Raw genomic sequence first — 24,693 nt, forward strand, 5'->3', positions numbered from 1 at the left:
GATGGTTTCATTCTGTGTATGAGTGTGGGGCAGGCGATAACTCACCGGGTGTCGGGATGGCGGACAGCAAGGCTTGGGTATAAGGATGCTGCGCCTGCTCCGTCATGGCATGGCCCGGCAGGATCTCCAGCACGTCGCCGCGATACATCACCGCGATACGATGGGCCACCTGCTGGATCAAATTAAGGTCATGGGTAATGAACAGGTAGGCGGTGCCGTAGCGTCGCCGCAGTTCCAGTAACAGTTCTATCACGGTCGCTTGCACCGAGACGTCCAATGCGGCGGTGATCTCGTCGCAAATCACCAGTTCTGGCGGGTGTGCGAAGGCACGGGCGATCGCCACCCGCTGTTTTTGTCCGCCTGACAGCTCATGGGGATAGCGCGACGCCATCGACGCTGGCAGGCGGACTTCCTCCAGCAGTCGGGCGACGGCCTGTGTTTCGGTTTCGCTGTTGGGCAGACCATACAGCCGTAGCGGGCGGGCGATAATGTCGCCGATACGCATACGCGGATTAAGCGAGGCGTCAGGGTGCTGGAAGATCATTTGCACCCGACGGCGGTAGTCCTTATCCATCTGCGCACGGCCGTGCAGGGTGTAGCCGCGAAAATCCAGCTCACCGCTAAACGGCACCAGGCCGGTGATGGCTTTGGCCAGTGTCGACTTGCCGGAGCCGGACTCACCGACAACCCCCAGAATCTCACCTTCATGTACGGTGAACGATACCGCGTTGGCGGCGCGGGTTTGATGGGGCTGACGCTTGAGCAACTTATCCAGCAACCGGTGGTGACCGTACTGGATGGTGATGTCACTCAGGGTAAGTAAAGGTTGGGGGGACGGCGTGGTTTCAACCAGTAGACGCACGGCGGGATTCGGCACGGCGGCGATCAGCCGACGGGTGTAGTCGTGCTGCGGCGCACTGAACAACGCCCCGGCGTCTGCCTGTTCAACGATACGGCCTTTTTCCAGCACACAGACGCGGTCGGTGACACGAGAGACCAGTGCCAGATCGTGAGAGATATACAAGGCTGCTACGCCGGTTTCTTCCCGCAGTCGTTCAAACAACGCCAGTATCTGTGCTGAGCTTATCACGTCTAGTGCGGTGGTCGGTTCGTCGAAGATGAGGCAGTCGGGCTGACAGGCGAAGGCGGTAGCGATCAGAATGCGCTGCTTTTCACCGCCGGAAACCTGATGCGGGTAGCGCCGCATCATCAGCGCCGGATGTTTCAGGTCAACATCGCGCAGCAGGGTTTCGGCGTATTCCTGCGCTTCCCGGGCATTGAGGTGACGGTGACGGCGCAGCACCTCCGTCACCTGTTCCCCCAGCGTCAGGGTAGGGTTGAGCGAGGCGCTGGGGTCCTGAAAAATCATCCCCAGTTTTCCGCCGCGCAGCGCGTGCAGTTTGTCCGTCGCCAACGTGCGCAGATTTAAACCGCCGAGGTGAATCTCGCCAGCACGCTCCCGTGCATTGCTGGCGAGCCAGCGCATAATGGCCCAGCCGAGCGTGGTTTTGCCGGAGCCGGATTCCCCTACCAGCCCTACCACGTCGCCACGATTCACGTGCAGGGTAATGTCCCGCAGTACCGGCAGGTGCGAACCGTCCGGCAGTGCGTAGTCCAGGCTGTAATCGTTAACTGCCAGCACGGGGGTGGATGTCGTCGTCAAGGTGGCGTCGTGCTTGTCCATCAGTGGCTCCTCGGATTCAGAACGTCGCGTAGCCCATCGCCAAGCAGGTTGAAACCGATAGCGACGATGGCGATCGCAAGCCCGGGGATCAGCATCATCCAGGGAGCGTTAAAGAAGTAGGCGCGGGCTTCGGATACCATCAGCCCCCATTCCGGTTGTGGTGGTTGTGCGCCCAGCCCAAGGAAGCTCAGGGTGGCGAACAGCATAATGGCGAACGACACGCGAATAGTGGATTCCACGATGATGGGGGCCACGATGTTAGGCAGCATCTCCCGCAGGATGATATAGCTGGAGGATTCGCCGCGGGCGATGGCGGCATTGACGTAATCCTGCTGGCGCGCGGCCAGCGCCACGCTGCGGGCGATGCGTACCATGCCCGGTACAAAGGCGATGGTGATAGCCAGCACCGCATTCAGGCTACTCTGCCCAAGTGTGCTGACAATCAATAAGGCGAACAGCAGGCTGGGGATCGACATAACCGCGTCCATGGTGCGCATAATGCCTTCATCCATTCTGCCACCCAGATACGCGCTGGCAGTGCCGATAACCGAGCCTGCCACCATCGCCAGTGAGGTAGCCAGTAGCGAATAAAGAATGGTGGTGCGGGCACCGACCAGCACCCGGCTGAGGATGTCACGTCCCAACTGATCCGTACCGAACCAGTGCATGGCGCTCGGCGCTTTATAGCGCGCCAGAATCGAGATAGCCTCCGGGTCGGCAGGGGCCAGATGAACGCCCGCGCACACGGTAATCAGCGCCAGTAGCAGGATGCCAAGCCCGGCGGCCCCTTGCGGGGTACGCAGTAGTTTTTTGAGTACGTCAAACATAGTGAATCCGCTTGTCTAGCATGGCGTAGGCGAGGTCGGCCAGAAAATTGACGACCGCATAGGTGGCGGCCAGGATCATCACACCGCCCTGAATGGTGGGGAGATCGCGCGCCTGCACCGCAACGAGAAGCTCCCTGCCGATACCGGGAATAGCGAAGATCTCTTCCACCACCACGATGCCGCCGAGCAGATAACCCACGTCCAATGCCACGATAGTGATGGTCGGTAACAGGCCGTTGCGCAGCGCGTGGCGCCACAGGATACGGCGGCGCGGCAACCCTTTCAGCCAGGCTGCCCGGATATAGTCGGTATGCAGCACGTCCACCATTTCCGAGCGCACCATACGTGAGACATGCGCGACCAGAATCATCGCCACCGTCGCCGACGGCAGCACCAGATGGCGCACGCCATCAATCAGGTTCTCGCTGAGCGGAACATAACCGGTCGCAGGCAGCAACTGCCAGATATCGGCGAACAGCAGCAACATCAGCGTGGCGGTGACGAACTCGGGAAAGGAAATACCGATGTAAGACAGCACGCTGACCAGCACATCCGCCAGTCTGCCTTTTCTGACCGCAGCCCAGACGCCGAGCGGCAGCGCCACCAGCAGCATTAGCGACAGGGCACACGCCGCCAGCAACAACGAGCGGGATAGGGCGGTGAGCAGCGCGGGCGCGACCGGCAGGTTAGTCCGCATGGAGACGCCGAAATCACCGTGCAACGCCGCCGCCAGCCAGTGCCAGTATTGCACCCAGGCAGGGGCGTCCAACCCGAGGCGGGCTCTGACCGCCGCCAGCGCCTCAGGGGTGGCATGCTGGCCGAGCAGGGTGACCGCGGCGTCGGCAGGCAGCAGTTGGGTAATGCTGAATACCAGTACGGATACCACCAGCAGGGTGTAGATCACCAACAGCAGACGTTTTAACAGATAGCTTGCGCTCACGGCCGCTCCTTAGCTCAGCTTCGGCGTGTCGACGCTTGCGCCGTCAGCCAGACGTGATCGAGGCGGAACACGGCGGCACGCGGATGCAGCGCGTAGCCGCGCACAGAGTCCCGGCTGGCGGAGAGCAGGTTGAAGAAGGCTGGAATGACCGATGGCACCTGCTCATGTATCAATTGCTGCGCTTTACCGTAGAGCTCCCGACGCTTGGCGTCGTCGGTGGTACCGCGTGCACCGGCGACGGCGGCGTCAAAATCGGCATTGTTCCAGCGGGTTTCGTTCCAGGCCGCATCGGAGGTGTAGAGCAGCGAGAACACGGCGTCCGGCGACGGTTGCATATTGTAGAAGCCGACGTAAAAGTTACCCTTCTTCCACACCTGGTCCAGATAGGTACTGTGGGCCATGGTCTGCACGTTGATACGAAAACCGGCAGGCTTGGCCATCTCGCGTACCGCGATCCCCAACTGGGTACGGGAGGCGGGTTTATCTGACGCGACCAAGGTTAAATCGAGTCCGTCTGGGTAACCGGCTTCTGCCAGCAGCGCCTTGGCTTTGGCGTAGTCGGGCTGGCGCAGCGGCAGGTTGCGATACCACGGATACGAGGCGTTGATCGGCGTGTCGTTACCCGGGGTGCCGTAACTGTCAGCGACGAAATCGACCATCGCTTTGCGATCGATACACAGCGCCAGCGCCTGGCGTACCCGTACGTCGTTAAAGGGTTTCTGGTCGCAACCCATGTTGATATTGAGGAACTGGCCCGACGGGACGCGCAGCGGCTGGATGCCCGAGGCGGCGGACAGGCGTTTGAACTCGCTGGGCTGTGCCGCCAGCATCAGGTCGGTATCACCGGCGATCAGCGCGGAGCTTTCGGCGATAGCGTCGGGATAAACCACGATCTCCACGGCATCCAGATACGGGCGGTTCGGGTCGTAGTAGTACGGGTTGCGCTTCACCACGATTTTGCGTTCTGGCTCATAGGAAGACAGGATGAAGGGGCCAGCGCCCAGCGCTTCTTTGGACAGCCGTGCCAGTTGCCCCTGCGCGATGGCGGCGGGGACGATTCTGGCGTCCGGGTACGCCAGCATCACGGGCAGGTCGGCGTAAGGTGCCAGGGTTACGATCACCACTTTGTCGTTGCCATCGGCATGTAACTCTTTGATGGGACCAATGTTACGCATCCCCGGCGACGCGTTTTTGGGATCCAGAATGGCAGAGAGGCTGGCGACGACATCCTCGGCGGTCAACGGCGTACCGTCGCTGAATTTCAGGTTGGGACGCAGGGTAAATGTCCACTGCGTCAGGTCAGCATTGGGCTGCCAGCTGATAGCCAAATCCGGTTCGGCCTTCATTTCCTGTGTCAGACGCGTCAGGCCGCTGTAGAGCAGTTCAGCCAGCAGGTACTCGGGGTTGACGCGCGCCTGCTGGGGGTTGAGCATATTGATAGCCTGATCGACGCTGATACGCAGGGTGCCGCCTTTTTGCGGCGTCCCTCCCGCCGTCATGACGCTGGCGTCAGCCGCATTAGCATGGAATGACCACGGTAGCATGGCTGCGCCAGTCATCAGCGTGGTGTGAGTAATAAACTGCCGTCTGTTTATTCCTTTCATTGCACACATCGTGGTTTCCTCTTCTGCTGTTTGCTAATTGTTATTTGCTACTTATTGTTTGTTATTGGTTTTTTTATTGCTTAATGACCCTGGGTTGGCGAAAAGTCCTCGGCCAGATAGGCCAAAATAGACTGAGATAAGGCGACAATGTCCGACAGGGTGGTGTATTCATTGGCGGCGTGAATGTGGTTATCTGGCCGTACCAGACCCCCTAACAGAATTTCCTGAATGCCCGCCTGTTGTACCCATCCCATGTCGGAACTGCTGGAGGAACCCCAGGCGGCGAATTCGTCGGTGCAAAAACCGAACCCCATGCCAAGCGCGTGCTGCCAGCGCGGCCAGTGCGGCCCGGTAGGGTCGCTGACCGGTGCCAGATGGCCGATCAGGTGGTATTCCGTGCTCAGCGCGGCGGAGGATGCCATGGATTGCGTGATGCAGTCGGTCAATTCCTGCCAGACCGCGTCGAACGACTCTTCGGGGGCGTAGCGACGGTTGACCAGCAGCTCAAAACGTTCCGGTAAGGTGGAGCCTTTGCTGCCACCTTGCGCCACCGCCAGTGTCAGGCGGGAAGTCAGCGGCTTGCCGGCAAAATGTGGCGGCGGTGGCATGGCGGAGGTGCGTTGCTCCACCTGCCGTTTCAGTGCCATCAGGGCGTTCATCAACGGCAGGCTCTCCTCAATGGCGTTGATGCCGTCCACCGAGTCGCCAGAATGTCCCGATCGCCCCGTCACGCGGATCACCACATCCAGACTGCCGAAACAACCTGCCCAGATGCGTGGCGCGGCACCGCCGTTGAAACTCAGCATATGACCTTGAAACAACCGCTGTTCCGCCAGATAGCGAATGCCGGGGTACAACCCGCCTTCTTCGTCGGTGCACAGCAACAGCACCGGGTTGAAACGCAGTTTGAGGCGATATTTTTGCGCTGCACGCAGCGCGGCCAGCGTGGCGACAATCGTTCCTTTCATGTCGGCGCTACCGCGGCCGATCAGCCGTTCACCATCCTGACTCAGCGCTAACGGCGGGTAATGCCAGCCATCGCCGGGGGGAACGGTATCGACGTGGAAATAGAGGTTGCAGTTCTCTGCCGCGTCGCCGGGCAGCGTCGCCAGCAGGTTGACGCGCTCTCCGCGTGCGCTACCATCCGGCGAACGCCAGAGGGATTCGGGCACCGACACCCGCTGGAAGCTGAATCCCATCGGCGTTAGCAGTGACTCCATCAGATCGGCGAACGCACCATAGCCCAGGCCGGGTGGGAAACTGGTATCCACCGCCAGCATGCTGCTCATATCCTGTAAAATAGCGTCTGGATCATTCGCAATGGCGGCCAGCGCCTGCTGAAAAAGGGATGTCACACTCATGTCGTGCTCACTGGGTTGTATTTCTATATAGTTTATAGATAATTCAGGTGAGCGGGTTGGTCAATAGGTAATCATTCATGATAATGAAAAGATCTGACGAGCAGGATGCCGTGAGTTTTGGGCGTCTTGATGAATTTGAAGGGGCCCCGCGTTACGAGGTAGTGAAACGCTATATCAGCGAGTCGATTCTGGTAGGCGAGCTGGCTGCCGGTACGGTTCTGCCCAGCGAGAACGCGCTGGCGGCCGATTTCGGCGTTTCGGTGGGGACGGTGCGCAAAGCGCTGGCAGCGCTGACTGCCGAAGGGATGCTGATGCGTCGCCGTAAAACCGGCACGGTGGTGACCGGGTGGGCACCGTTGCACAACCTAAGCCATTTCTTCCGCTATTTTCGCCTGCACGGTAAAGATGGTCGTTTGCTCAATTCACAAACGATCTTGCTGGATTATCATCGGGCGCTGGCAACCGAGCAGGAAGTGGAAAAGCTGCAGTTGCAGCCGGGCGACAGCGTTATCTATCTCAAACGGTTACGAAAAATAGACGGTGCCCCCGCGATGCACGAAACCATGGTGCTACCGGAAGCCCGCCTGCCCGATTTCCCGGCGCGGGAGTCGGTGCCGTCGCTGCTGTATCGGTTTCTCATTGATTGCTACGACATTCGGGTAGCGGCAGTACGGGAGCAAATTACCGCCGAACTGGCTAACGAGGAAGACTTGCGTTTGCTGGAGTTGCAGGCACCGCAGGCGATTATGGTGATTGACGAAGTCTCGTTCGACCAGAGCGCGAGGCCGGTGATCCTGGCGCATCACCGTTTCCCCACCGGGAACTTTATGTACGTCAATGAAATCCGCTGAGCATGCCGTTTGGCGACGTTAGCGTTGGTGTAGGTGGAAAAGCCAGAATCTATGATTGAGGCGGGGATTTCTCACCCCTCGCTGATAACAGACTGCGCCAGTATACAAATCAGTGAAACGCGTCAAGGTAACGCCGCGAGTTTGTGTTAGGGTATGCTCCTCGGGGGATCGTCCGATTCCCGGTTTTTTTGCCCGTCTGAGTTTTTATCATGTATGAGTTCAAACTGGTTTTACTGTTGCTCCAGCAGATGTGTGTCTATCTGGTGATCGCGTATCTGCTCAGTAAAACGCCGCTGTTCATCCCGTTGATGCAGGTAACGGTCCGTTTACCGCATAAGCTGCTGTGTTACGCCATGTTTTCCATGTTCTGCATTATGGGCACCTATTTCGGGCTACATGTGCAGGATTCGATTGCCAATACACGTGCGATTGGCGCGGTGCTCGGCGGGCTGCTTGGTGGCCCCGGTGTCGGCATTCTGGTGGGGATGACCGGTGGATTGCACCGCTATTCGCTGGGGGGGATGACGGCATTCAGTTGTATGGTGTCGACCATTGTCGAAGGGCTGTTGGGGGGAATGGCGCACCGGCTGCTGATGCGTCGTGGCCGGGTTGATCGGTTGTTTAACCCTTTTACCGTGGCAGGGGTGACGTTTATCGCTGAACTGTTGCAAATGGCGATCATTCTGTTGCTGGCTCGGCCGTTTGATGATGCGTTGAAGCTGGTGAAAGACATTGCCGCACCGATGATCGTCACCAACAGTATTGGTGCGGCGATGTTCATGCGTATCCTGCTGGACCGGCGCGCCATGTTTGAAAAATATACCTCGGCGTTTTCCGCCCGGGCGTTAAAAATCGCCGCCTGCACCGAAGGTATCCTGCATCAGGGGTTTAATGAAGAAAACAGTATGCGGGTGGCGCAGGTTATCTATCAGGAGATGGATATTGGTGCGGTGGCGATCACCGACCGCGAGAAACTGCTGGCTTTTATCGGCATCGGTGATGACCACCATCTTCCGGGGACGCCTATTGCCTCTGGTCATACCCGGCGTGCTATCGAGCATAACGAGGTGGTCTACGCCGACGGTAACGAGACGCCGTACCAATGCTCGCTGCAATCTACCTGTCGGCTGGGGTCGACGCTGGTGATCCCGCTGTGCGGTGAAAATCAGCAGGTGATCGGCACCATCAAATTGTATGAAGCTAAAAACCGTCTGTTCAGTTCCATCAATCGCACGTTTGGCGAGGGGATCGCCAGCCTGCTGGCCGCTCAGATTCTGGCGGGACAGTATGAGCGCAGCAAGCAGTTGCTGACGCAATCGGAAATCAAACTGCTGCATGCGCAGGTTAATCCACATTTTCTGTTTAACGCCCTCAACACTTTACTGGCAGTGATCCGCCGTGATAGCGAACAAGCTGGCCAACTGGTACAGTCGCTGTCGACGTTTTTTCGCAAAAATCTCAAACGCTCAGAGGAAGTTGTTACACTGGCCGACGAGATAGAGCATGTGAATGCCTATCTGCAAATTGAAAAAGCGCGCTTTCAGGAGCGCTTGCAGATCCGTTTTGACCTGCCGTCGGCGCTGATGTCGATGCGGTTGCCTGCGTTTTCGTTGCAACCGCTGGTGGAAAACGCGATTAAACACGGTACGGCGCATCTGCTGGGAACCGGGATTGTCACTATCAGCGCCAGTCGGCAGGGGGAGCGACTGTTGCTGAGTATTGAGGATAATGCCGGTTTGTACCAGCCACGAACGAACTGCACCGGGCTTGGCATGAATCTGGTGGATAAGCGTATCCGCAGTCGCTACGGCAACGATTATGGCCTGAGTGTGGAATGTGAACCGGACCGTTACACACATATCCATCTGACGCTGCCCTGTGAGGAAAGCCAGTCATGCTAAGCGTGCTGATTGTTGATGATGAACCGCTGGCGCGGGATAACCTGCGCTGCCTGCTGGAACAGGATGACGGCCTTGAGCTGGTCGGTGAGTGTGCGAACGCGGTAGAGGCGATTAGCGCTATTCACCGCTTACGCCCCGACGTGGTGTTTTTGGATATTCAGATGCCGCGCATTAGCGGGCTGGAAATGATCGGCATGATCGATCCAGACAACATGCCCTACATCGTGTTTATTACCGCTTACGATGAGTATGCGATTAAAGCGTTTGAAGAGCAGGCATTTGATTACCTGCTCAAGCCGATAGACCCGCTGCGGTTGGCGAAGACCTTACGCAATCTGCACCGGGAACGCCCGGCGCAGAATATCGACAAACTGTCCGACCATCAGTCACTTCTGGACTACATTCCCTGTACCGGGCACAGCCGTATCTACCTGATGAAAAGTGACGACGTGCAGTTTGCCAGTTCGCGCCAGAGCGGTGTGTATGTCACCGGGCCGCAAGGGGAAGAGTGCTTTACCGAATTGACCCTGAAAACGCTGGAAAGCCGTACCCCGTTGGTGCGTTGTCACCGTCAGTATCTGGTCAATATGGCGCATCTGCGCGAAATCCGGCTGGAAGAGAGCGGGCACGCGGAGATCCTGCTGAAAAGCGGTCAGGCGTTGCCGGTCAGCCGCCGTTACCTGAAAACCCTCAAGCAACTGCTTGGTCTTAAAGGTTAATGCCGACCCGCATGCGTGCGGGCGGCGTGTTTCCCGCGCTTTTCATCCTCTTCCATCTCACAATTCCCTCTCACTATCTCATCGCCGTGCGCTCATGACACGGTGACTGCATCGTTTGCCACAGGGCACGGTTTCGTCAATTTAAGTAAAAATCTGTCACCGCTTATTCCGGTATGCGACCGGTCATTCGCTTATCCGACCGCTGACCCAAATTCAACTATCACCTGACGAATAGCCTGACTACAGTAACCATACGTGACTACATCATAAGTAATTATACCCGTCATATTTCACGTTGCAGGTGTGTTGGCGGCGCGCGTTCACCCGACTACTGAGTAAGCTCATCGGGGTTCACTCGCTTGCTACCGTTCTGCCACTCGAATGATTGAGGGTATACACAAATAAGAAGAGTGAACGCTATGAAAGATAAACTTCTCAGGCATCTTCCCTGGGCGTTACTGGGGTTCATCGGGGCATGCTGTCTTGGCGTGGTTGCGCTGCGTCGCGGCGAGCACGTCAGCGCCATGTGGATCGTGGTAGCGTCGGTGGCGGTCTATCTGGTCGCTTACCGTTACTACAGCTTGTACATCGCCCGCCGGGTGATGCAGCTTGACGCCAACCGCGCGACACCCGCGGTGGTTAACAACGACGGGCTGAATTACGTGCCGACCAACCGCAATGTGCTGTTCGGCCACCATTTTGCGGCTATCGCAGGCGCAGGCCCGCTGGTAGGGCCGGTACTGGCCGCTCAAATGGGCTATCTGCCCGGCACTCTGTGGCTGCTGGCCGGTGTTGTGCTGGCGGGCGCAGTACAGGACTTTATGGTGCTGTTCATGTCGACCCGCCGCAATGGTGTGTCGCTGGGTGAAATGATCAAAGAGGAAATGGGGCCAGTACCCGGCACTATCGCGCTGTTTGGCTGCTTCCTGATTATGATCATCATCCTGGCGGTACTGGCGTTGATCGTAGTGAAAGCACTGGCGGAAAGCCCATGGGGCGTATTCACCGTGTGCTCTACCGTGCCGATCGCGCTGTTCATGGGCATCTATATGCGCTTCCTGCGCCCCGGTCGGGTGGGGGAAGTGTCTGTCATCGGTATCGTGCTGTTGCTGCTGGCTATCTGGTTCGGCGGTGTTATCGCTCATGATCCCTACTGGGGCCCGGCGTTGACGTTTAAAGACACCACCATCACCTTTGCGCTGATCGGTTATGCGTTTATCTCGGCGCTGTTGCCGGTGTGGCTGATTCTGGCTCCGCGCGACTATCTGGCGACGTTCCTGAAAATCGGGGTGATCGTCGGTCTGGCGATCGGCATCGTCATTATCAACCCTGAGCTGAAAATGCCGTCCATGACGCAGTTTATCGACGGTACTGGCCCAGTGTGGAAAGGCGCGTTGTTCCCGTTCCTGTTTATTACCATCGCCTGCGGCGCGGTATCCGGCTTCCATGCGCTGATTGCTTCCGGTACCACACCGAAGCTGCTGGCGAACGAAACCGATGCCCGCTTTATCGGTTACGGTGCGATGTTGATGGAATCTTTTGTCGCCATCATGGCACTGGTTGCTGCGTCGATTATCGAACCGGGTTTGTATTTCGCCATGAACACCCCGCCGGTCGGTCTGGGCGTTACCATGCCGAATCTGCATGAGCTTGGCGGTGCCAATGCACCGGCGATCATGGCGCAGTTGCAGGGCGTTACCGCACAGGCGGCGGCAACGGTCAGTTCCTGGGGCTTTGTGATTTCGCCGGAGCAGATCCTGCAAACTGCGAAAGATATCGGCGAACCGTCGGTACTGAACCGCGCAGGCGGCGCACCGACGCTGGCGGTAGGTATTGCTCATGTGTTCCATCAGATTATCCCAAGCGCCAACATGGGCTTCTGGTACCACTTCGGTATTCTGTTTGAAGCGCTGTTTATTCTGACTGCGCTGGATGCGGGTACGCGTTCTGGTCGCTTTATGCTGCAAGACCTGCTGGGTAACTTCGTCCCGTTCCTGAAGAAAACCGATTCGTTGATTGCTGGTATGGTCGGTACCGCGGGTTGTGTTGGCTTGTGGGGCTACCTGTTGTATCAGGGCGTGGTGGATCCGCTGGGCGGCGTCAAGAGCTTGTGGCCACTGTTCGGTATCTCCAACCAGATGTTGGCTGCGGTCGCGCTGGTGCTGGGTACGGTAGTGCTGATCAAGATGAAACGCACCCGTTATATTTGGGTCACGATGTTACCGGCAGTTTGGTTGCTGATCTGTACCACCTGGGCGCTGGGGCTGAAGCTGTTTAGTAATAATCCGCAGATGGAAGGTTTCCTGTATCTGGCACGTGTTTACAAACAGCGGATTGCTGAAGGCACGGAGTTGAGTGCGCAGCAGATTGCCAACATGCATCACATAGTGGTGAACAATTACACCAATGCGGTGCTGAGCGTTTTGTTCCTGGTGGTGGTGTATAGCATAATCTTCTATGGTATTCGTACAGCATTGCGGGAACGTAACCAGTCAGAACGCTCTGACCGTGAAACCCCGTATGTGCCGGTACCAGAAGGCGGCGTGAAGATCTCCTCCCATCATTAACCGACGGTGAGGACGATACCGCCGACAGGTGCCTGTGTGGGCCTGTCGGCGTTCATATCTGTCGGCTCATGCGCCATCGGCGCTGATATCAAGAGAGGGCGATATGTTCGGAAACCTTGGGAAAGCAGGAAAATATCTGGGGCAGGCCGCCAGAATGCTGGTCGGCATCCCGGATTATGATAACTACGTGCAGCACATGCAGACCAACCACCCAGACCAGGACGTGATGAGCTACGAGGAGTTTTTCCGCGAACGCCAGCAGGCACGTTATGGCGGTAGTGGTAAAGGGGGTTTTCGGTGCTGTTGAGTCGTCAGCGCGACAAGGAGTTTTTTCGAGTATGACTCGTTCATTACCCGCAGAGGCATTACCCGTAGAGGCATTACCCGCGACGATCCTCACCGGTTTTCTGGGTGCGGGGAAAACCACGTTACTGCGGCATCTGCTGTATGCCGATCACGGCGAGAAAATCGCCGTCATTGAAAATGAATTTGGCGCGGTGGCGATTGATGACTCGTTACTGGGCGATCGCGCGACCCGTATCACCACACTGAGTAACGGTTGTATCTGCTGTAGCAGCGCCAATGAATTGTCGGATGCGCTGCATGACTTGCTGGACGGTATCGACCGTGGCGAACTGGCGTTTGACCGGCTGGTGATCGAGTGTACCGGTATGGCCGATCCGGGGCCGGTGATTCAAACCTTTTTTTCTGACGAACGCCTGAGCCAACGCTTCCTGCTGGATGGCGTGATTGCGCTGGTCGACGCGGTACATGCCGATGAGCAACTGAGCCGACATACCGTGGCGCAGGCGCAGGTCGGTTATGCCGACCGCATTCTACTGACCAAAACCGATCTGGCAGGCGAGACGCAGGCACTCGAAGAGAGACTGGCGCGTATCAACGCCCGTGCCAGCCTGTATCGTGTGGTAAACGGTCAGATCGACCACCGCCAGATCTTCGGCGTCGATGGTTTTATGCTAGACGATCGGCTACAGGTGTCTTTACCGCGTTTTCGACCGCTGATCGAACAGGATAACGCCATCACCTCGCTGGTGGTGCAACTGACAAGACCGGTAGACATGGTCGCGGTATCGGCAGTCATGGAGCAGCTGTTGGTAGACTGTGCCGATAACCTGCTGCGCTACAAAGGGGTACTGGCAATCGAGGGCGATGATCGCCGGTTGTTATTCCAGGGGGTACAACGACTCTACAGTGCCGACTGGGATCGCCCATGGAACGACGATGAACCACGCGAGAGTGTCATGGTGTTTATCGGTATTCGTCTGCCGGAAGACGATATCCGCCGCGCGTTTGCTGCACTGAATGCGTGATACAGGCTTGCCGGGTGAAAATCCGGCAATACTACCTTCCTTGTTTCAGCTTACTGCTGCTTACGTCTCTCCCTGCCAGCATAGTGATATTCAAGAAAAAGCGCTCGTTGCCATCAGGTGCTTCTTGCTACTCTGGTGCTAATCGCTAATCACCAGTATTGCTTACCAATAATGTCTGGTTAAAACGAATCGTTATATCTAGTTGTTTGATTTTAAATAATATTTATATGATTATCTGATGGCTGTTTAATCTTATTCATAAGGATGTTGAATCGTGAAGAATGTGACAAAAATTTTAGTGGCTACGGCCTCGTTATTAGCCTCTTACTCAGTGATGGCGGGCTGGCAGCCGTATAAAACGGTGACACTGGATGGATATAACAATACTGTCCCTGGGGGAAGTGCTTACAATGAAACAACGATTGCATCGGGAGTGTACCGTTTCCGCATTGATCCGACTTCCGATGGTGTTGACTATGCAACAGGGCAGGGCGGCAATACACGTTCAAAATCTGCGGCACTGATGGTGTATGATCGCACGAGTACCGCTGATAAGACGGCTGCAGTCAGCTACTACGGTCTGAATGATGATGGTATGCATGCTGCTGCGATCATTCACGCATTTCCTCAAACCGGGGGCTTCGATTTGTATCTTCAGGACTGGCAACGTTCTGACAATTCGGGCACGGTGAAAGTCATCATTGAAAAATGGAAAGACTAATTACGTGAAATAGAGGGCCGACGCACGTCGGCCCTGTGTACTCAGCCTGATATTCATGACCTCTGCGCGTCTGCTTCTCTTTTTTATCCTGCTAATCGAGTTTTGAGCGTCACCGATGGCTTTTCATTAAACAGCCGTTGGTAATCACTGGCGAACTGGCTCAGGTGCCAGAAGCCCCATTGCATGGCGGCATCCTGTACGGTGTGATGATGGGAGTAGGGGCTGACTAACTCGCGGCGTACTGCGTTGAGGCGGATCATCTTCAGCCAGGCGTTGGGACCGCATCCCATGACATCACAAAAGGCATTTTGCAGCGTGCGGCGGCTGACATGCAGGCGACGGCACAGGTCAAGCACCGTGACCGGTTCCGACTGCTGGCTGAGCACATATTCTCTGGCGCGACCGATCAGGCTGCGATAACCGATGCGTTTGTTGGTATGGGATGGGCTGACATCGGCGGGCTGGGCGCTTTCCAGAAATGAAATCACGGTGGTCAGCAAGTTGTGTTTCAGTACCTTGGCCGCGTTGCTGTGCTGCAAACGTTGCGGTTCGTTGCAGCCATACCACAGCGCTTCACGTACAAACGACCAGAGGATTTCCCGCCTGTGGGGTTCTACCAGTAAGGTCGTGCTTTGTGCCAGTAACCGCGTCAGTTGTTCCGGCTCTTCCAGCACATCGGTGTACTGCAACAGTTCGTCACGTGAGATAGCGACACCCAAAATGGCGTAGTCATCTGGCGTATTCAGTTCGAACTCCTTCCCCCCTGGGCTGACCGCGATGGCGTTGTCGCTGATGGGGTGGGAGCCGATAAAGCCGGTCCCGGCATGGCGGGCCGGAATACCAAACCAGAAGGCGTCAGGCCATATCATGCAGGACTGGCGCAGTGCCAGATTGGTGTATTCGTGGCAAATCTGGATACCGTCAAGCAGGATTTCGCGTAATTCCCCTTTGAAATGTCCCGGTGATACCTGATCGTAAATCTGCTGCCAGTCTGTGATGGTGCGGGATTGGGCGTAAACATCCTGTGTCTGGCGCTGGTGCACACTGTCATCCGGCGGCATCAGCGTTGTGGCTGGAAGCCGGTGCTCTGTATCCAGATGATGCAGGTTAACTGGATTGTGTTTCATCGTCAGCTCACCTCCTTGACAATGTCGGGCGGGGTCTGCCAGAGCGTGATGGTCACACCGTATCGAGGGATGAGGCGTAGACAGACCAAAGCATTCCCCGTTATACGGTATTCAGCTGGGGAGGAACAGGCGCTAAAGCACACTTTTCCTTCTCTCTGGTACGATCTAATTTCAGGCTTCTCCCATCTCGGTACGGTTTACTCCTTCATCACCTGACCCTTGCTTCTCTCCTTAAGCGGTTATTGCGTTGTGGTATTGCCGCTGGTCATAAACCAACGGCAACCGCGCGGCAAACCTGTTTGGGTAATACACCATAGTCAGGCAATACGGAACATATCCACCAGCACACAGCGTCGCAGGCGCACAAAGGTACGAGCAGAGGTGACACCTTCACCGGTCGGCGTTGAAATGGTCATCGATGTCCAGCCTTCGCCACCCAGCCCCAACCCGGCGATACAAGGGCCATTCTTGACGAAAATACTGGTGTTGATGGCGTTAGCCATGCGATTTAAGTTCCTGATATTGGTGGAGTGCATCGCGGCGGTGTGGCGGCAGCCATTTTCCAGTTTGAGTGCCAGCGCAATAGCGTCATCTACGTTTTTCACCCGCACCACGGGCAGTACCGGCATCATCAGCTCGGTGACGGCAAACGGGTGGCTGGCGTCGGTTTCAGCCAGCAGTAAGCGGGTATATTCGTTGACCTCAAGCCCAATGGCTTCAGCCAGTTTCGTGGCATCACGGCCGACATAGTCGCGGTTGACGCGACCTTTACCCTGCTCGTCGATGTCGCTCAGCAGTACCGGCAGCAGCTGTTCAGTTTGTGCCGGAGTAAGGAGCACGGCATGATTGCGTTGCATTTCTGCCAGTAGGGCATCGGCCACACTGTCTACCACGATCAGCACCTTCTCATCGGCACAGATAATGTTGTTGTCGAATGAGGCACCTTTAACAATCGCGCGGGCTGCTTTCGGAATATCCGCCGTTTCATCCACCACCACTGGCGGGTTACCCGCTCCGGCGGCGATCAGTCGTTTGTCGGTATGCTTGCGCGCCGCTTCCACCACCGCTTCGCCGCCGGTGACCACCAACAGCCCGATACCGGGGTAGCGAAACAGACGTTGCGCGGTTTCGATGTTAGGGTCGGAAACGCTGACCAACAGGTTCTCTGGGCCGCCAGTGGCGACGATAGCTTTATTGAGCAGGCTGATGGTACGCAGCGATACGTTTTTCGCTGACGGATGAGGGGCGAACACCACGCTGTTACCGGCTGCTATCATACTGATAGCGTTATTGATAACGGTCGCTGCCGGGTTGGTTGAGGGGGTAACCGACGCAACGACACCCCAGGGGGCGTTTTCGATCAGCGTCAGCCCATTATCGCCGGTCAGTACTTCCGCCGACAGGCATTCGATCCCCGGTGTATGGCGCGCCTGTGACACGTTTTTGATGTACTTATCGACTACGCGGCCCATGCCGGTTTCGGCCACGGCCATTTCCGCCAGCACTTGTGCATAACGCTCGCCTGCGACCCGAATGGCTTTAATCACCTGTTGACGCAGCTCGACGCTGTTCAACTGTAGTTGCGCATACGCCGCGGCCTGAACGGCGTCGTCAAGCGAGTCGAAAATGCCGCTCGGTGCGTCAAACATTGCAGGCATCGGCATCGGTACAGTCGGTTCGATCACGGAGTGTTCCATAGGGTTTATCCTCTAGTTATGTCACCTGTTTAAACCACGTTGATCACCGTCTTCATCAGGGTGAGCAGGCAGGTTGTGGTAAAAAGCCATGTTGTGGTTAAAAGTACGGATGCGAATTCGGTGTCTTGTTCAGGTCGGGCTGGGGTCGGCTCGGTACGCACGAAAACGACTGTCCCAGCATGAGGCGCGAGACTGATCGCCTGTGTCGCGTCTGGGGGAAATCTCATCCTTGAGAGAGCCCTTCCATTCTTTCATGCCGCGCCTGTTCTGATGGAGGCGGCCCGGTGTTTCCTGTGTTGACTTGCGGTTATTGTGGCAATGGCGGGTCAAAGCGAATAACAAAATTCGGCAACTCGACATAAAGGTTGAAAGAGATCACGAAAAAAGAACCGTTGATTAACAGAAAAGACATGGTCGGGGGCGGTGGGGCGACCTAAACAGAGAAACGGGCCCCGACCGCAGCCGGAGCCCGATGCGGGCGTTTATTCGCCTTTGTTGTGCAGAGCGGTGGCGATCACGCTGCCCAGCGGGACAGGATTTTTATCGTTGCGGTGACTGACGGCATCGATGGCCCATTTTTCCAACGCGACCCGATCTTTTTGGAAGATCATCATGTGAGTCGAACCGCCGAACTCGAAGTGACCGATTTCGACGCCGCGGGTGATACTGACCGGTTCGGCACTCTCTTCAACGATAAACGTGCTGGGTTCGATCACGCAGCTGGACACTTCCACCATGCCGATGCAGATGAGCGCCACGTAGCCACAGGTCTTGTGCCGGAAAATAAACACGGCGCGCGCGGCCACATGGCCGAGGTAGGGCTGTGACTCGGTGCCTTCCCAGGTGCCCTGATTTTCGCCCTGCCCGGGACGCTGAGCAAAGTAAGTACCCGGTTCAACCCAGGAACGTACCAGAAAACCATCCAGCGGCGCGTTCCAGCGATGATAGTGAGTTGCAGAAAGGAACCCTTGATAGAGCTGCCCGCCCTCGAACAACCTGGCCCATTGCCGCTGACCACCGAACAGGTCGAGCAGCGAATAAGGGATGTCTTTGACCCAGAACCGGCTTTCCAGTTGCAACTGGTTGGCATAACGCCACGGTGTGGTTTCACAGCCGATGTCTATCTGGGTGTTCGGATCGCCTTTAAATGGGCGTGCGCCGGGTACGAACTGGCGGATAAAGAAATCGTTCCAACTGGCGAAGCCGTAACCCTGTAGGTTGGGGTCGTGCTGCATCTGGTTCCAGACACCGGCCTGATAAGCGGCTTTGGAAATCCAGGAGCCGGGTTTTTCCGGTTGTGCGATATCGAGTTTATCGAGTGAGGCACTGCTTTTCAGGAAACTGTTCCAGGCATCCAGCACCTGACGGAACTGCTGATTGAACGTCGCGTCGTGGAACAAGGCCACGCCCGCTTCTGTTCCCATCGCCACGGCCAAAAACGCATTCATTGGTGTCCCGACTTGTGCGGTGGTGTTGAATGATGGCGAGGTGGTAATGATTTCGTTGAGGATCTCAAAGAAGCTGTCGTAGCTGTCTATCCAGGTTGCGTCGCCATCGTCGCTGATCTCCTTGCGGGTGGATTCGGGCAGCGAAGCTACATAGGCGTTGGATTGTTCGATCATGCTATTGAGCCACATGCGGTAGACACTGTTGTTGGTCACCCAGTTTTTAAAATTCTGGAGCACCGGCTGCATGGGGGCCAGGGTATTGGTCTGCTTCTTGTTGGCGATATGCTCGCGCAGTGGTATCAGGAATTTGGCGGTGGCCCATACCCGGTTGGGCACCCAAAATCCCATTTGGATTGGCCCGGCGTTATCCAGCGTCAGCAGGCTGTGCCCGCTGCTTTCGTAATGTGGTGACTGTTCTGTTTCAGGTGTACTTGCTGTGTGGCTTTTGGTGTGAGTCATAGCATTTCCTCTCGATAGAACGTGTCAATTCAATAGAACGTGTCAATGTCGAACAATCGTCAAACAATCAATGTGTCACCACCCGGAAAAACCGATGCACAGGCTAACAGCCGTGCTGACGGTAGCCTCATCTCGTTATGTGCGGACAACGTACAACCTGGTGGTGTGGCGAAAGGAAAGCGAAGGGTGGCAAAGGGGAAACGCGCTATGGGTCGCTATGGGTATAGTTGCCCGATGACAACCTGCGCGCCTCCTGTATTCAAACATAGGCGTATTCTGGCCGATGGCAAGTTTGCTGCCGGCAATCCACTGCGTTGGGTTCAATGGTGCGAGAGGTGGTGTCAGACGAGTACAAACGTAGGGTGAGATTTAGGGGAATCTCACCCTACGTTTTGGGAGAGTGACCGGTTCTATCGTTATCCGTGTGGGGCGACACGTTTAACTGGGGCGTTCTGCCGGTTTTCCCACAGTGCGGTCAGGCCGCGTTGCAAGGCGATAAACACAAACAGCAATATGCCGATGGCTATCTTGGTCCACCAGGAACTTAGCGTACCGTCAAAGTTGATGTAGGTCTGGATCAAGCCTTGGATCGCCACACCGAACAGGGTACCGAGTACGGTACCGACACCGCCGCTCAATAGCGTTCCTCCGATCACTACCGAGGCGATAGCATCCAGTTCGACGCCGACCCCTGCCAGCGCATAACCCGCCGAGGTGTAAATGGAAAATACGATCCCGGCGAGGGTCGCCAGCCCGGTCGACAACATATAAATACGAAGGGTGGTACTGCGGGTAGAAATGCCCATCAGGTTAGCGGAGGTACTGTTACCTCCAATCGCATAGACCTGATTACCGAAACGGGTATAGCGCGCCAGCACGATGCCGACGGCAACCACCATCAGCATCAGTAGTCCCATGGCGCTAAGCCGACCGCCACCGGGAATCGTCCACGCCAGGCTGGAGAGCGTTTCATAGATAGGGTGGTTGATAGGCAGCGATTCTTTCGACACCAGATAACTGGCACCACGCAGGAAGAACATCCCCGCCAGCGTGATGATAAACGCCGGGATTTTTAGCGCGTCGATGAGCAAGCCCATAAACGCGCCAAAGGCGCATCCCATCACTAAAATCAGCGGGAACGCCACCAGGGGTGACAGCCCCCAAACGCCGATAGCTTTGGCGAGAAACACACCGGTAAATGCAATCACCGAGCCGACGGACAGGTCGATACCGCCAGAGAGGATCACAAAAGTCATGCCGACGGCGACAATACCGAGAAAGGCGTTATCGGTAAGAATGTTGCAGATGACACGCGTGGAGGCGAATCCTGGAAATTGCGTCAGGCAGTACAGGTACCCGAGCACGAATACCGCCAGGGTGATCATCAGCGGCAAGTTACGCTTTATCATGGCGGCGAGCTCCTTTCAGCAAGGTCACAAAACGGGGCGACTGGACTATCAGTACGCACAATACCACGACGGCTTTCACCACCTGATTGAGCTCCGGTGGAAAACCTGACAGCAGAATACCGGTGTTCATGCCCTGAATAATCAGCGCGCCTAACACGGAAAGAACCATGTTGAAGCGACCGCCCATCAGCGAACCGCCACCGATCACCACGGCGAGAATGGCGTCCATCTCCAGCCACAGACCGGCATTGTTGGCATCAGCACCCCGAATATCGGCAGTGACGATGACCCCGGCGATGGCGGCACATAGCCCGCTCAGGATATACGTCATGGTCACCATAGCGCGGGTACTGACCCCGGCGTTTTTCGCCGCCCGGATGTTGATCCCCACCGACTCAATAAATAACCCCAATGCGGTGCGCCGCACCAGCAGCCAGAACAGAATCAAGGTGACCAACGCGATGATGATAGGCGTTGGGAAGTAGAACAGCGCACCGCTACCGAGCCAGGCCAGCGGCGGCGAGTTGAAGGTGACGATTTGCCCGGCAGTAATCAGCTGCGCGATACCGCGACCGGCCACCATGAGAATGAGAGTAGCGACAAACGGCTGAATCTTCAGAATCGCAACCAGAATACCGTTCCACAGGCCCGCCAGCATGCCGACACCGAGTGCGGCCAGCAGTACTACCGTCAGGCTGTAGCCCTGCACGGTCAGCGAGGCGGCCACGGCACCAGCAATCGCCATAATAGCCCCGACGGACAGATCGATGCCGCCAGTGGCAATCACCAGCGTCATGCCGATCGCCAGCAAGGCCACCGGTGCGGCACGGTTAAGGATATCGATGGGACTACCGAACAGGCGGCCATCCTGCACCACTATCTGGAAAAAGTGGCTGGATACCAGGCTGTCTACCAACAACACCAGCACCAGCGCGGTTATCTGCGGCATGCCTTGTGAAAACCGCAGCGACGGCCAACGGAATGGGCGCTTATCGGAGCCCGGTTTGATCAATGATCGAGGCATCACTATGCCCTCCTTATGCCGCGATGGCATTCATGATGGCGGAGACGGATAGCTGGTCGAGCGGGATTTCCGCCACCTGCTGCCGGTCACGCATAATCAACACCCGGTCGGCGTATCCCACCAGTTCCTCCAGTTCCGACGAGATGACCAGCAGCGCCAGCCCGTTGGCACACAAGCTTTCGATCAAGCGGATGATCTCGGCGTGGGCGCCGACGTCGATGCCGCGCGTGGGTTCATCCAGGATCAGGAATTGTGGTTTGGTCAGTAGCCAGCGAGACAACAGCACTTTCTGTTGATTCCCGCCGGATAGAAATTCGATAGGTTGCTCGGTACTGGGGGTGCGGATACCCAACTGACGGATGAATCGTTCGGCAATCGCCATCTGCTCCTTGCGGGGGATAGGGCGCAGCCAGCCGCGTTGGGCCTGCAACGCCAGAATAATATTTTCCCGTACCGAGGCGGCAGCGATGATACCGTCGGTTTTGCGATCTTCCGGGCAAAAGCCGATGCCAAGGCAGGAGGCCTGATGTGGCGAGCGCAGCGTCTGGGATTTACCTTTGATCACCGCTTCGCCGCGATCGGCCGGTTTGATACCAAAAATCACCTCGGCGGTTTCTGTCCGCCCGGAGCCTAACAATCCGGCGAGACCGACGATTTCGCCGGGCCGTACCGCCAGTTCGAATGGCTCAATTACGCCTTTTTTCGCGTACCCTTTGAATTCCACCACCGGCTTGTCGCTCAGTAGCGTACGTCCGGCACGTTGCAGCGCATTCTGCTCCAGCTCGCGGCCCAGCATCATTTTTACCAGTTCTATCTGTGGCAGCGAGGCGGTTTCACAGGTACCGACAAAAGCACCGTTGCGCAGAACCGTGATGCGATCGGTCACCTGATAAACCTGCTCGAGGAAGTGGGTAACGAAAATCAGGCTGACACCCTGATCGCGCAGCTGGCGCATCAGGGTAAAGAGCATTTCCACTTCCTGGGTATCGAGACTGGCGGTCGGCTCATCAAGGATCAAAACCTTGGCAGACAGGTCGATAGCACGACAAATAGCGACGATTTGCTGCATCGCGACGGAAAAGCGGTTCAGTGGTTCGCGCACATCCAGCTCAAAACCGTAAGAGGACATCAGCGCTGTCGCACGCTTTTCCATCTCGGTGCGTTGTAATAATCCGAAGCGTCTGGGTTCGCGACCGATAAACAGGTTATCCGCCACCGATAAATTGGGTAGCAGGTTGACTTCCTGGTACACCGTGCCGATGCCCAGTTGTTGGGCGTGAGCCGTATTTTTAGGCGAGATAGACTGCCCTTCGAGATAAATAGCGCCCTCGTCACGTTGATACACCCCAGTGAGCGTTTTAATCAGCGTGGATTTTCCTGCGCCATTTTCTCCCAGCAGCGCCATGATTTCCCCGCGCCTCAGGCTGAAATCGACCTTATCCAGCGCTTTAACCCCGGGAAAAATTTTGCTCAGCCCTTCCGTACGCAAGATTTCCTGGTTGTCGAAATCGTTCATGCGATTCTTCCTTACAAAACAGGTGATGTCCTGCCATGGTAGTGGTAGCTAGCCATGGCAGGACGTGGGCTGACGTTAAACAATCAATATCCCATGTTCTTTTTCTTATCGAGCTCGGCCTGTGCGCTGTCTGGTTTAAACAGGGTGGACGGTGTCAGAATCAGTTTGGCGGGCAGCGTGCCATCCTTTTTATATTTTTCCAGTGCGTCAAACGCCGGACCGGCCATATTTGGCGTCAGTTCAACCGAGACATTCGCCTCGCCTGCCAGCATGGCACGGAAAATATCCGGTACACCGTCAATCGACCCGGTCAGAATATCTTTGCCCGGTTTTAGCCCCGCTTCTTTAATAGCCTGAATCGCGCCGATCACCATGTCATCGTTATGGGCGAAAACCATGCAGATATTTTTGCCGTTATTTTCTGACTTGATAAAACTTTCCATAACCTGCTTGCCGCCGCTACGGGTAAAGTCGCCGGACTGGGAACGGATAATTTTAATACTCGGTGTTTTGGCGATAGCGTCTTCAAACCCTTTTTTACGGTCAATCGCAACGCTTGCGCCGACGGTGCCTTCTAACTGAACGACATTACAATTTTTGCCGTTTTCGGTTTTAATCAGCCACTCACCAATTAATGCCCCTTCCTTAATATTATCGGCGCGTACCGTGGTGAGATACAGTGAGTCATCTTTGACGTCAATGCCACGGTCCAGCAGAATAACGGGGATCTTGGCTTCTTTGGCTTCCTTCAATACCGGCTCCCAGCCGGTCGCTACCACTGGGGCGATGAAAATAGCGTCCACCCCTTGTGCGATGAAAGAGCGCACGGCTTTGATTTGGTTTTCCTGTTTTTGCTGGGCATCGGCAATTTTCAGGTTAATACCGCGCGCTTTGGCCTGTTCTTTGGCTACGGTCGTTTCAGCTGCGCGCCAGCCTGATTCCGAGCCGACTTGAGAAAACCCTACCGTTAATGGTGCGGCCAGCGCGACCGATGACAGGGACGCACACACAGCTGAAGCTAAAATGACGCGTTTCCACATAAAAGTGTCCTCTCTGGTAATCATTGGCTATCGGTTTTTCATTCTTAGGGACAATGGTGTTATTCGGTATTCAGTATTGCCCCCGTCTTGGGGTACGGCAGGCGTGATTATTTTTCCTCTTCCAGCTACTCATAACAAAACAGTAGTTTTTGCTGAGGGAGGAGGGTCAGGCCGTATTCGCTGATCTTATGGATAAAATCGCCATCAGCGGGGAATCTGTGACCCCACGCAAATATTGTTTTAGGTCATTTTTTCGGTATGGGTTAGATGAGTGCTGTATTCTGCTAGCGGCGTCATGTTTTTTTTAAATCGTGATATTTACCGGTTCTGGCGAGAGGTGGCGGGTTTGAGTGTCCTGCCAGTGGGCTCGTTTTCTCCTCCTGGAATACCGTCGGGATATGGATATTTAAGGTGTCTTTTAGTGATGTGATACTGCGCTTAATTAAGAGGGGTAATTATGAATTAAC

Annotated in this window: 19 protein-coding genes; 7 read left to right on the forward strand and 12 right to left on the reverse strand. The window is 56.2% G+C overall.

Translation table 11 applies throughout. From position 1 onward, the window contains the following. Positions 1-7: 7 nt before the first annotated feature. From FGI04_RS02420 to FGI04_RS02440, 5 genes are all read right to left on the reverse strand, one after another. Positions 8-1,684, reverse strand: a complete 1,677-nt coding sequence (locus FGI04_RS02420; RefSeq protein WP_407336193.1) for a dipeptide ABC transporter ATP-binding protein — start codon at positions 1,682-1,684, stop codon at positions 8-10. After that, complete coding sequence (locus FGI04_RS02425; RefSeq protein WP_407336194.1) at positions 1,684-2,511, reverse strand: ABC transporter permease; 828 nt, start codon at positions 2,509-2,511, stop codon at positions 1,684-1,686. Before FGI04_RS02425 ends, FGI04_RS02420 begins: the two co-directional genes overlap by 1 nt. Continuing rightward, positions 2,504-3,451, reverse strand: coding sequence for an ABC transporter permease (locus FGI04_RS02430; protein WP_342699900.1), 948 nt, complete (start codon positions 3,449-3,451; stop codon positions 2,504-2,506). The genes FGI04_RS02425 and FGI04_RS02430 overlap by 8 nt, the downstream gene beginning before the upstream one ends. A 14-nt stretch (positions 3,452-3,465) precedes the next feature. Further along, on the reverse strand, positions 3,466-5,064 hold the full coding sequence (locus tag FGI04_RS02435) for an ABC transporter substrate-binding protein (RefSeq protein WP_407336195.1): 1,599 nt from the start codon (positions 5,062-5,064) through the stop codon (positions 3,466-3,468). A gap of 71 nt (positions 5,065-5,135) precedes the next feature. Continuing rightward, positions 5,136-6,416: a M20 family metallopeptidase gene (locus FGI04_RS02440; protein ID WP_407336196.1), complete on the reverse strand. Its 1,281-nt coding sequence runs from the start codon at positions 6,414-6,416 to the stop codon at positions 5,136-5,138. Positions 6,417-6,493: 77 nt separating this feature from the next. On the opposite strand from FGI04_RS02440, the gene FGI04_RS02445 reads away from it, so the two are divergent. From FGI04_RS02445 to FGI04_RS02475, 7 genes are all read left to right on the forward strand, one after another. After that, a complete protein-coding gene (locus FGI04_RS02445; protein ID WP_407336197.1) occupies positions 6,494-7,267 on the forward strand; it encodes a GntR family transcriptional regulator in 774 nt (257 codons plus the stop codon). A 209-nt stretch (positions 7,268-7,476) separates the two neighbouring features. Further along, positions 7,477-9,168, forward strand: a complete 1,692-nt coding sequence (locus tag FGI04_RS02450) for a sensor histidine kinase (protein WP_407336198.1) — start codon at positions 7,477-7,479, stop codon at positions 9,166-9,168. Next, entirely contained in the window at positions 9,162-9,887 is a 726-nt protein-coding gene (gene btsR, locus FGI04_RS02455) for a two-component system response regulator BtsR (protein WP_407336199.1), read from the forward strand. Before FGI04_RS02450 ends, btsR begins: the two co-directional genes overlap by 7 nt. A 419-nt stretch (positions 9,888-10,306) precedes the next feature. Next, positions 10,307-12,454: a carbon starvation CstA family protein gene (locus FGI04_RS02460; RefSeq protein ID WP_342699894.1), complete on the forward strand. Its 2,148-nt coding sequence runs from the start codon at positions 10,307-10,309 to the stop codon at positions 12,452-12,454. Between the two features lie 103 nt (positions 12,455-12,557). Continuing rightward, positions 12,558-12,761 (forward strand): YbdD/YjiX family protein, encoded by a 204-nt coding sequence (locus FGI04_RS02465; protein WP_012768713.1) that lies wholly within the window; start codon positions 12,558-12,560, stop codon positions 12,759-12,761. Positions 12,762-12,792: 31 nt separating this feature from the next. Next, a complete protein-coding gene (gene yjiA, locus FGI04_RS02470; protein WP_407336200.1) occupies positions 12,793-13,785 on the forward strand; it encodes a GTPase in 993 nt (330 codons plus the stop codon). Positions 13,786-14,059: 274 nt separating this feature from the next. Next, the gene (locus FGI04_RS02475) at positions 14,060-14,506 is read left to right on the forward strand and encodes a hypothetical protein (protein WP_342699892.1); all 447 of its coding nucleotides are present in this window, start codon (positions 14,060-14,062) and stop codon (positions 14,504-14,506) included. An 83-nt stretch (positions 14,507-14,589) separates the two neighbouring features. On the opposite strand, the gene eutR is transcribed toward FGI04_RS02475, so the two are convergent. The 7 genes from eutR to ytfQ form a co-directional block, all read right to left on the reverse strand. Next, the gene (gene eutR / locus FGI04_RS02480) at positions 14,590-15,633 is read right to left on the reverse strand and encodes an HTH-type transcriptional regulator EutR (RefSeq protein WP_342699891.1); all 1,044 of its coding nucleotides are present in this window, start codon (positions 15,631-15,633) and stop codon (positions 14,590-14,592) included. Between the two features lie 317 nt (positions 15,634-15,950). Continuing rightward, positions 15,951-17,297, reverse strand: a complete 1,347-nt coding sequence (locus FGI04_RS02485) for an aldehyde dehydrogenase family protein (RefSeq protein WP_342699952.1) — start codon at positions 17,295-17,297, stop codon at positions 15,951-15,953. 515 nt (positions 17,298-17,812) lie between these two features. Next, the gene (locus tag FGI04_RS02490) at positions 17,813-19,237 is read right to left on the reverse strand and encodes a phosphatidylserine decarboxylase family protein (RefSeq protein WP_407321691.1); all 1,425 of its coding nucleotides are present in this window, start codon (positions 19,235-19,237) and stop codon (positions 17,813-17,815) included. A 416-nt stretch (positions 19,238-19,653) separates the two neighbouring features. Continuing rightward, on the reverse strand, positions 19,654-20,646 hold the full coding sequence (yjfF, locus tag FGI04_RS02495) for a galactofuranose ABC transporter, permease protein YjfF (protein WP_016942211.1): 993 nt from the start codon (positions 20,644-20,646) through the stop codon (positions 19,654-19,656). Then, the gene (gene ytfT, locus FGI04_RS02500; RefSeq protein ID WP_342699889.1) at positions 20,633-21,673 is read right to left on the reverse strand and encodes a galactofuranose ABC transporter, ATP-binding protein YtfT; all 1,041 of its coding nucleotides are present in this window, start codon (positions 21,671-21,673) and stop codon (positions 20,633-20,635) included. Before ytfT ends, yjfF begins: the two co-directional genes overlap by 14 nt. 10 nt (positions 21,674-21,683) lie before the next feature. Beyond that, on the reverse strand, positions 21,684-23,186 hold the full coding sequence (gene ytfR / locus FGI04_RS02505) for a galactofuranose ABC transporter, ATP-binding protein YtfR (RefSeq protein WP_342699888.1): 1,503 nt from the start codon (positions 23,184-23,186) through the stop codon (positions 21,684-21,686). Between the two features lie 83 nt (positions 23,187-23,269). Further along, positions 23,270-24,226, reverse strand: coding sequence for a galactofuranose ABC transporter, galactofuranose-binding protein YtfQ (ytfQ, locus tag FGI04_RS02510; protein WP_016942208.1), 957 nt, complete (start codon positions 24,224-24,226; stop codon positions 23,270-23,272). Between the last annotated feature and the right edge of the window lie 467 nt (positions 24,227-24,693).

Source organism: Dickeya ananatis, from assembly GCF_019464615.1.
Classification (GTDB): Bacteria; Pseudomonadota; Gammaproteobacteria; order Enterobacterales; family Enterobacteriaceae; genus Dickeya; species Dickeya oryzae.

Excerpts from the sequence above, each read along its gene's own strand:
- FGI04_RS02425 (WP_407336194.1), bottom strand. The coding sequence starts at position 2,511 with ATGTTTGACGTACTCAAAAAACTACTGCGTACCCCGCAAGGGGCCGCC.
- FGI04_RS02485 (WP_342699952.1), bottom strand. The coding sequence starts at position 17,297 with ATGCCGATGCCTGCAATGTTTGACGCACCGAGCGGCATTTTCGACTCG.
- FGI04_RS02445 (WP_407336197.1), top strand. The coding sequence starts at position 6,494 with ATGATAATGAAAAGATCTGACGAGCAGGATGCCGTGAGTTTTGGGCGT.
- FGI04_RS02450 (WP_407336198.1), top strand. The coding sequence starts at position 7,477 with ATGTATGAGTTCAAACTGGTTTTACTGTTGCTCCAGCAGATGTGTGTC.
- FGI04_RS02420 (WP_407336193.1), bottom strand. The coding sequence starts at position 1,684 with ATGGACAAGCACGACGCCACCTTGACGACGACATCCACCCCCGTGCTG.
- FGI04_RS02440 (WP_407336196.1), bottom strand. The coding sequence starts at position 6,416 with ATGAGTGTGACATCCCTTTTTCAGCAGGCGCTGGCCGCCATTGCGAAT.
- FGI04_RS02460 (WP_342699894.1), top strand. The coding sequence starts at position 10,307 with ATGAAAGATAAACTTCTCAGGCATCTTCCCTGGGCGTTACTGGGGTTC.
- yjfF (WP_016942211.1), bottom strand. The coding sequence starts at position 20,646 with ATGATAAAGCGTAACTTGCCGCTGATGATCACCCTGGCGGTATTCGTG.
- ytfQ (WP_016942208.1), bottom strand. The coding sequence starts at position 24,226 with ATGTGGAAACGCGTCATTTTAGCTTCAGCTGTGTGTGCGTCCCTGTCA.
- btsR (WP_407336199.1), top strand. The coding sequence starts at position 9,162 with ATGCTAAGCGTGCTGATTGTTGATGATGAACCGCTGGCGCGGGATAAC.
- FGI04_RS02490 (WP_407321691.1), bottom strand. The coding sequence starts at position 19,237 with ATGACTCACACCAAAAGCCACACAGCAAGTACACCTGAAACAGAACAG.
- FGI04_RS02465 (WP_012768713.1), top strand. The coding sequence starts at position 12,558 with ATGTTCGGAAACCTTGGGAAAGCAGGAAAATATCTGGGGCAGGCCGCC.
- FGI04_RS02435 (WP_407336195.1), bottom strand. The coding sequence starts at position 5,064 with ATGTGTGCAATGAAAGGAATAAACAGACGGCAGTTTATTACTCACACC.
- ytfR (WP_342699888.1), bottom strand. The coding sequence starts at position 23,186 with ATGAACGATTTCGACAACCAGGAAATCTTGCGTACGGAAGGGCTGAGC.
- yjiA (WP_407336200.1), top strand. The coding sequence starts at position 12,793 with ATGACTCGTTCATTACCCGCAGAGGCATTACCCGTAGAGGCATTACCC.
- eutR (WP_342699891.1), bottom strand. The coding sequence starts at position 15,633 with ATGAAACACAATCCAGTTAACCTGCATCATCTGGATACAGAGCACCGG.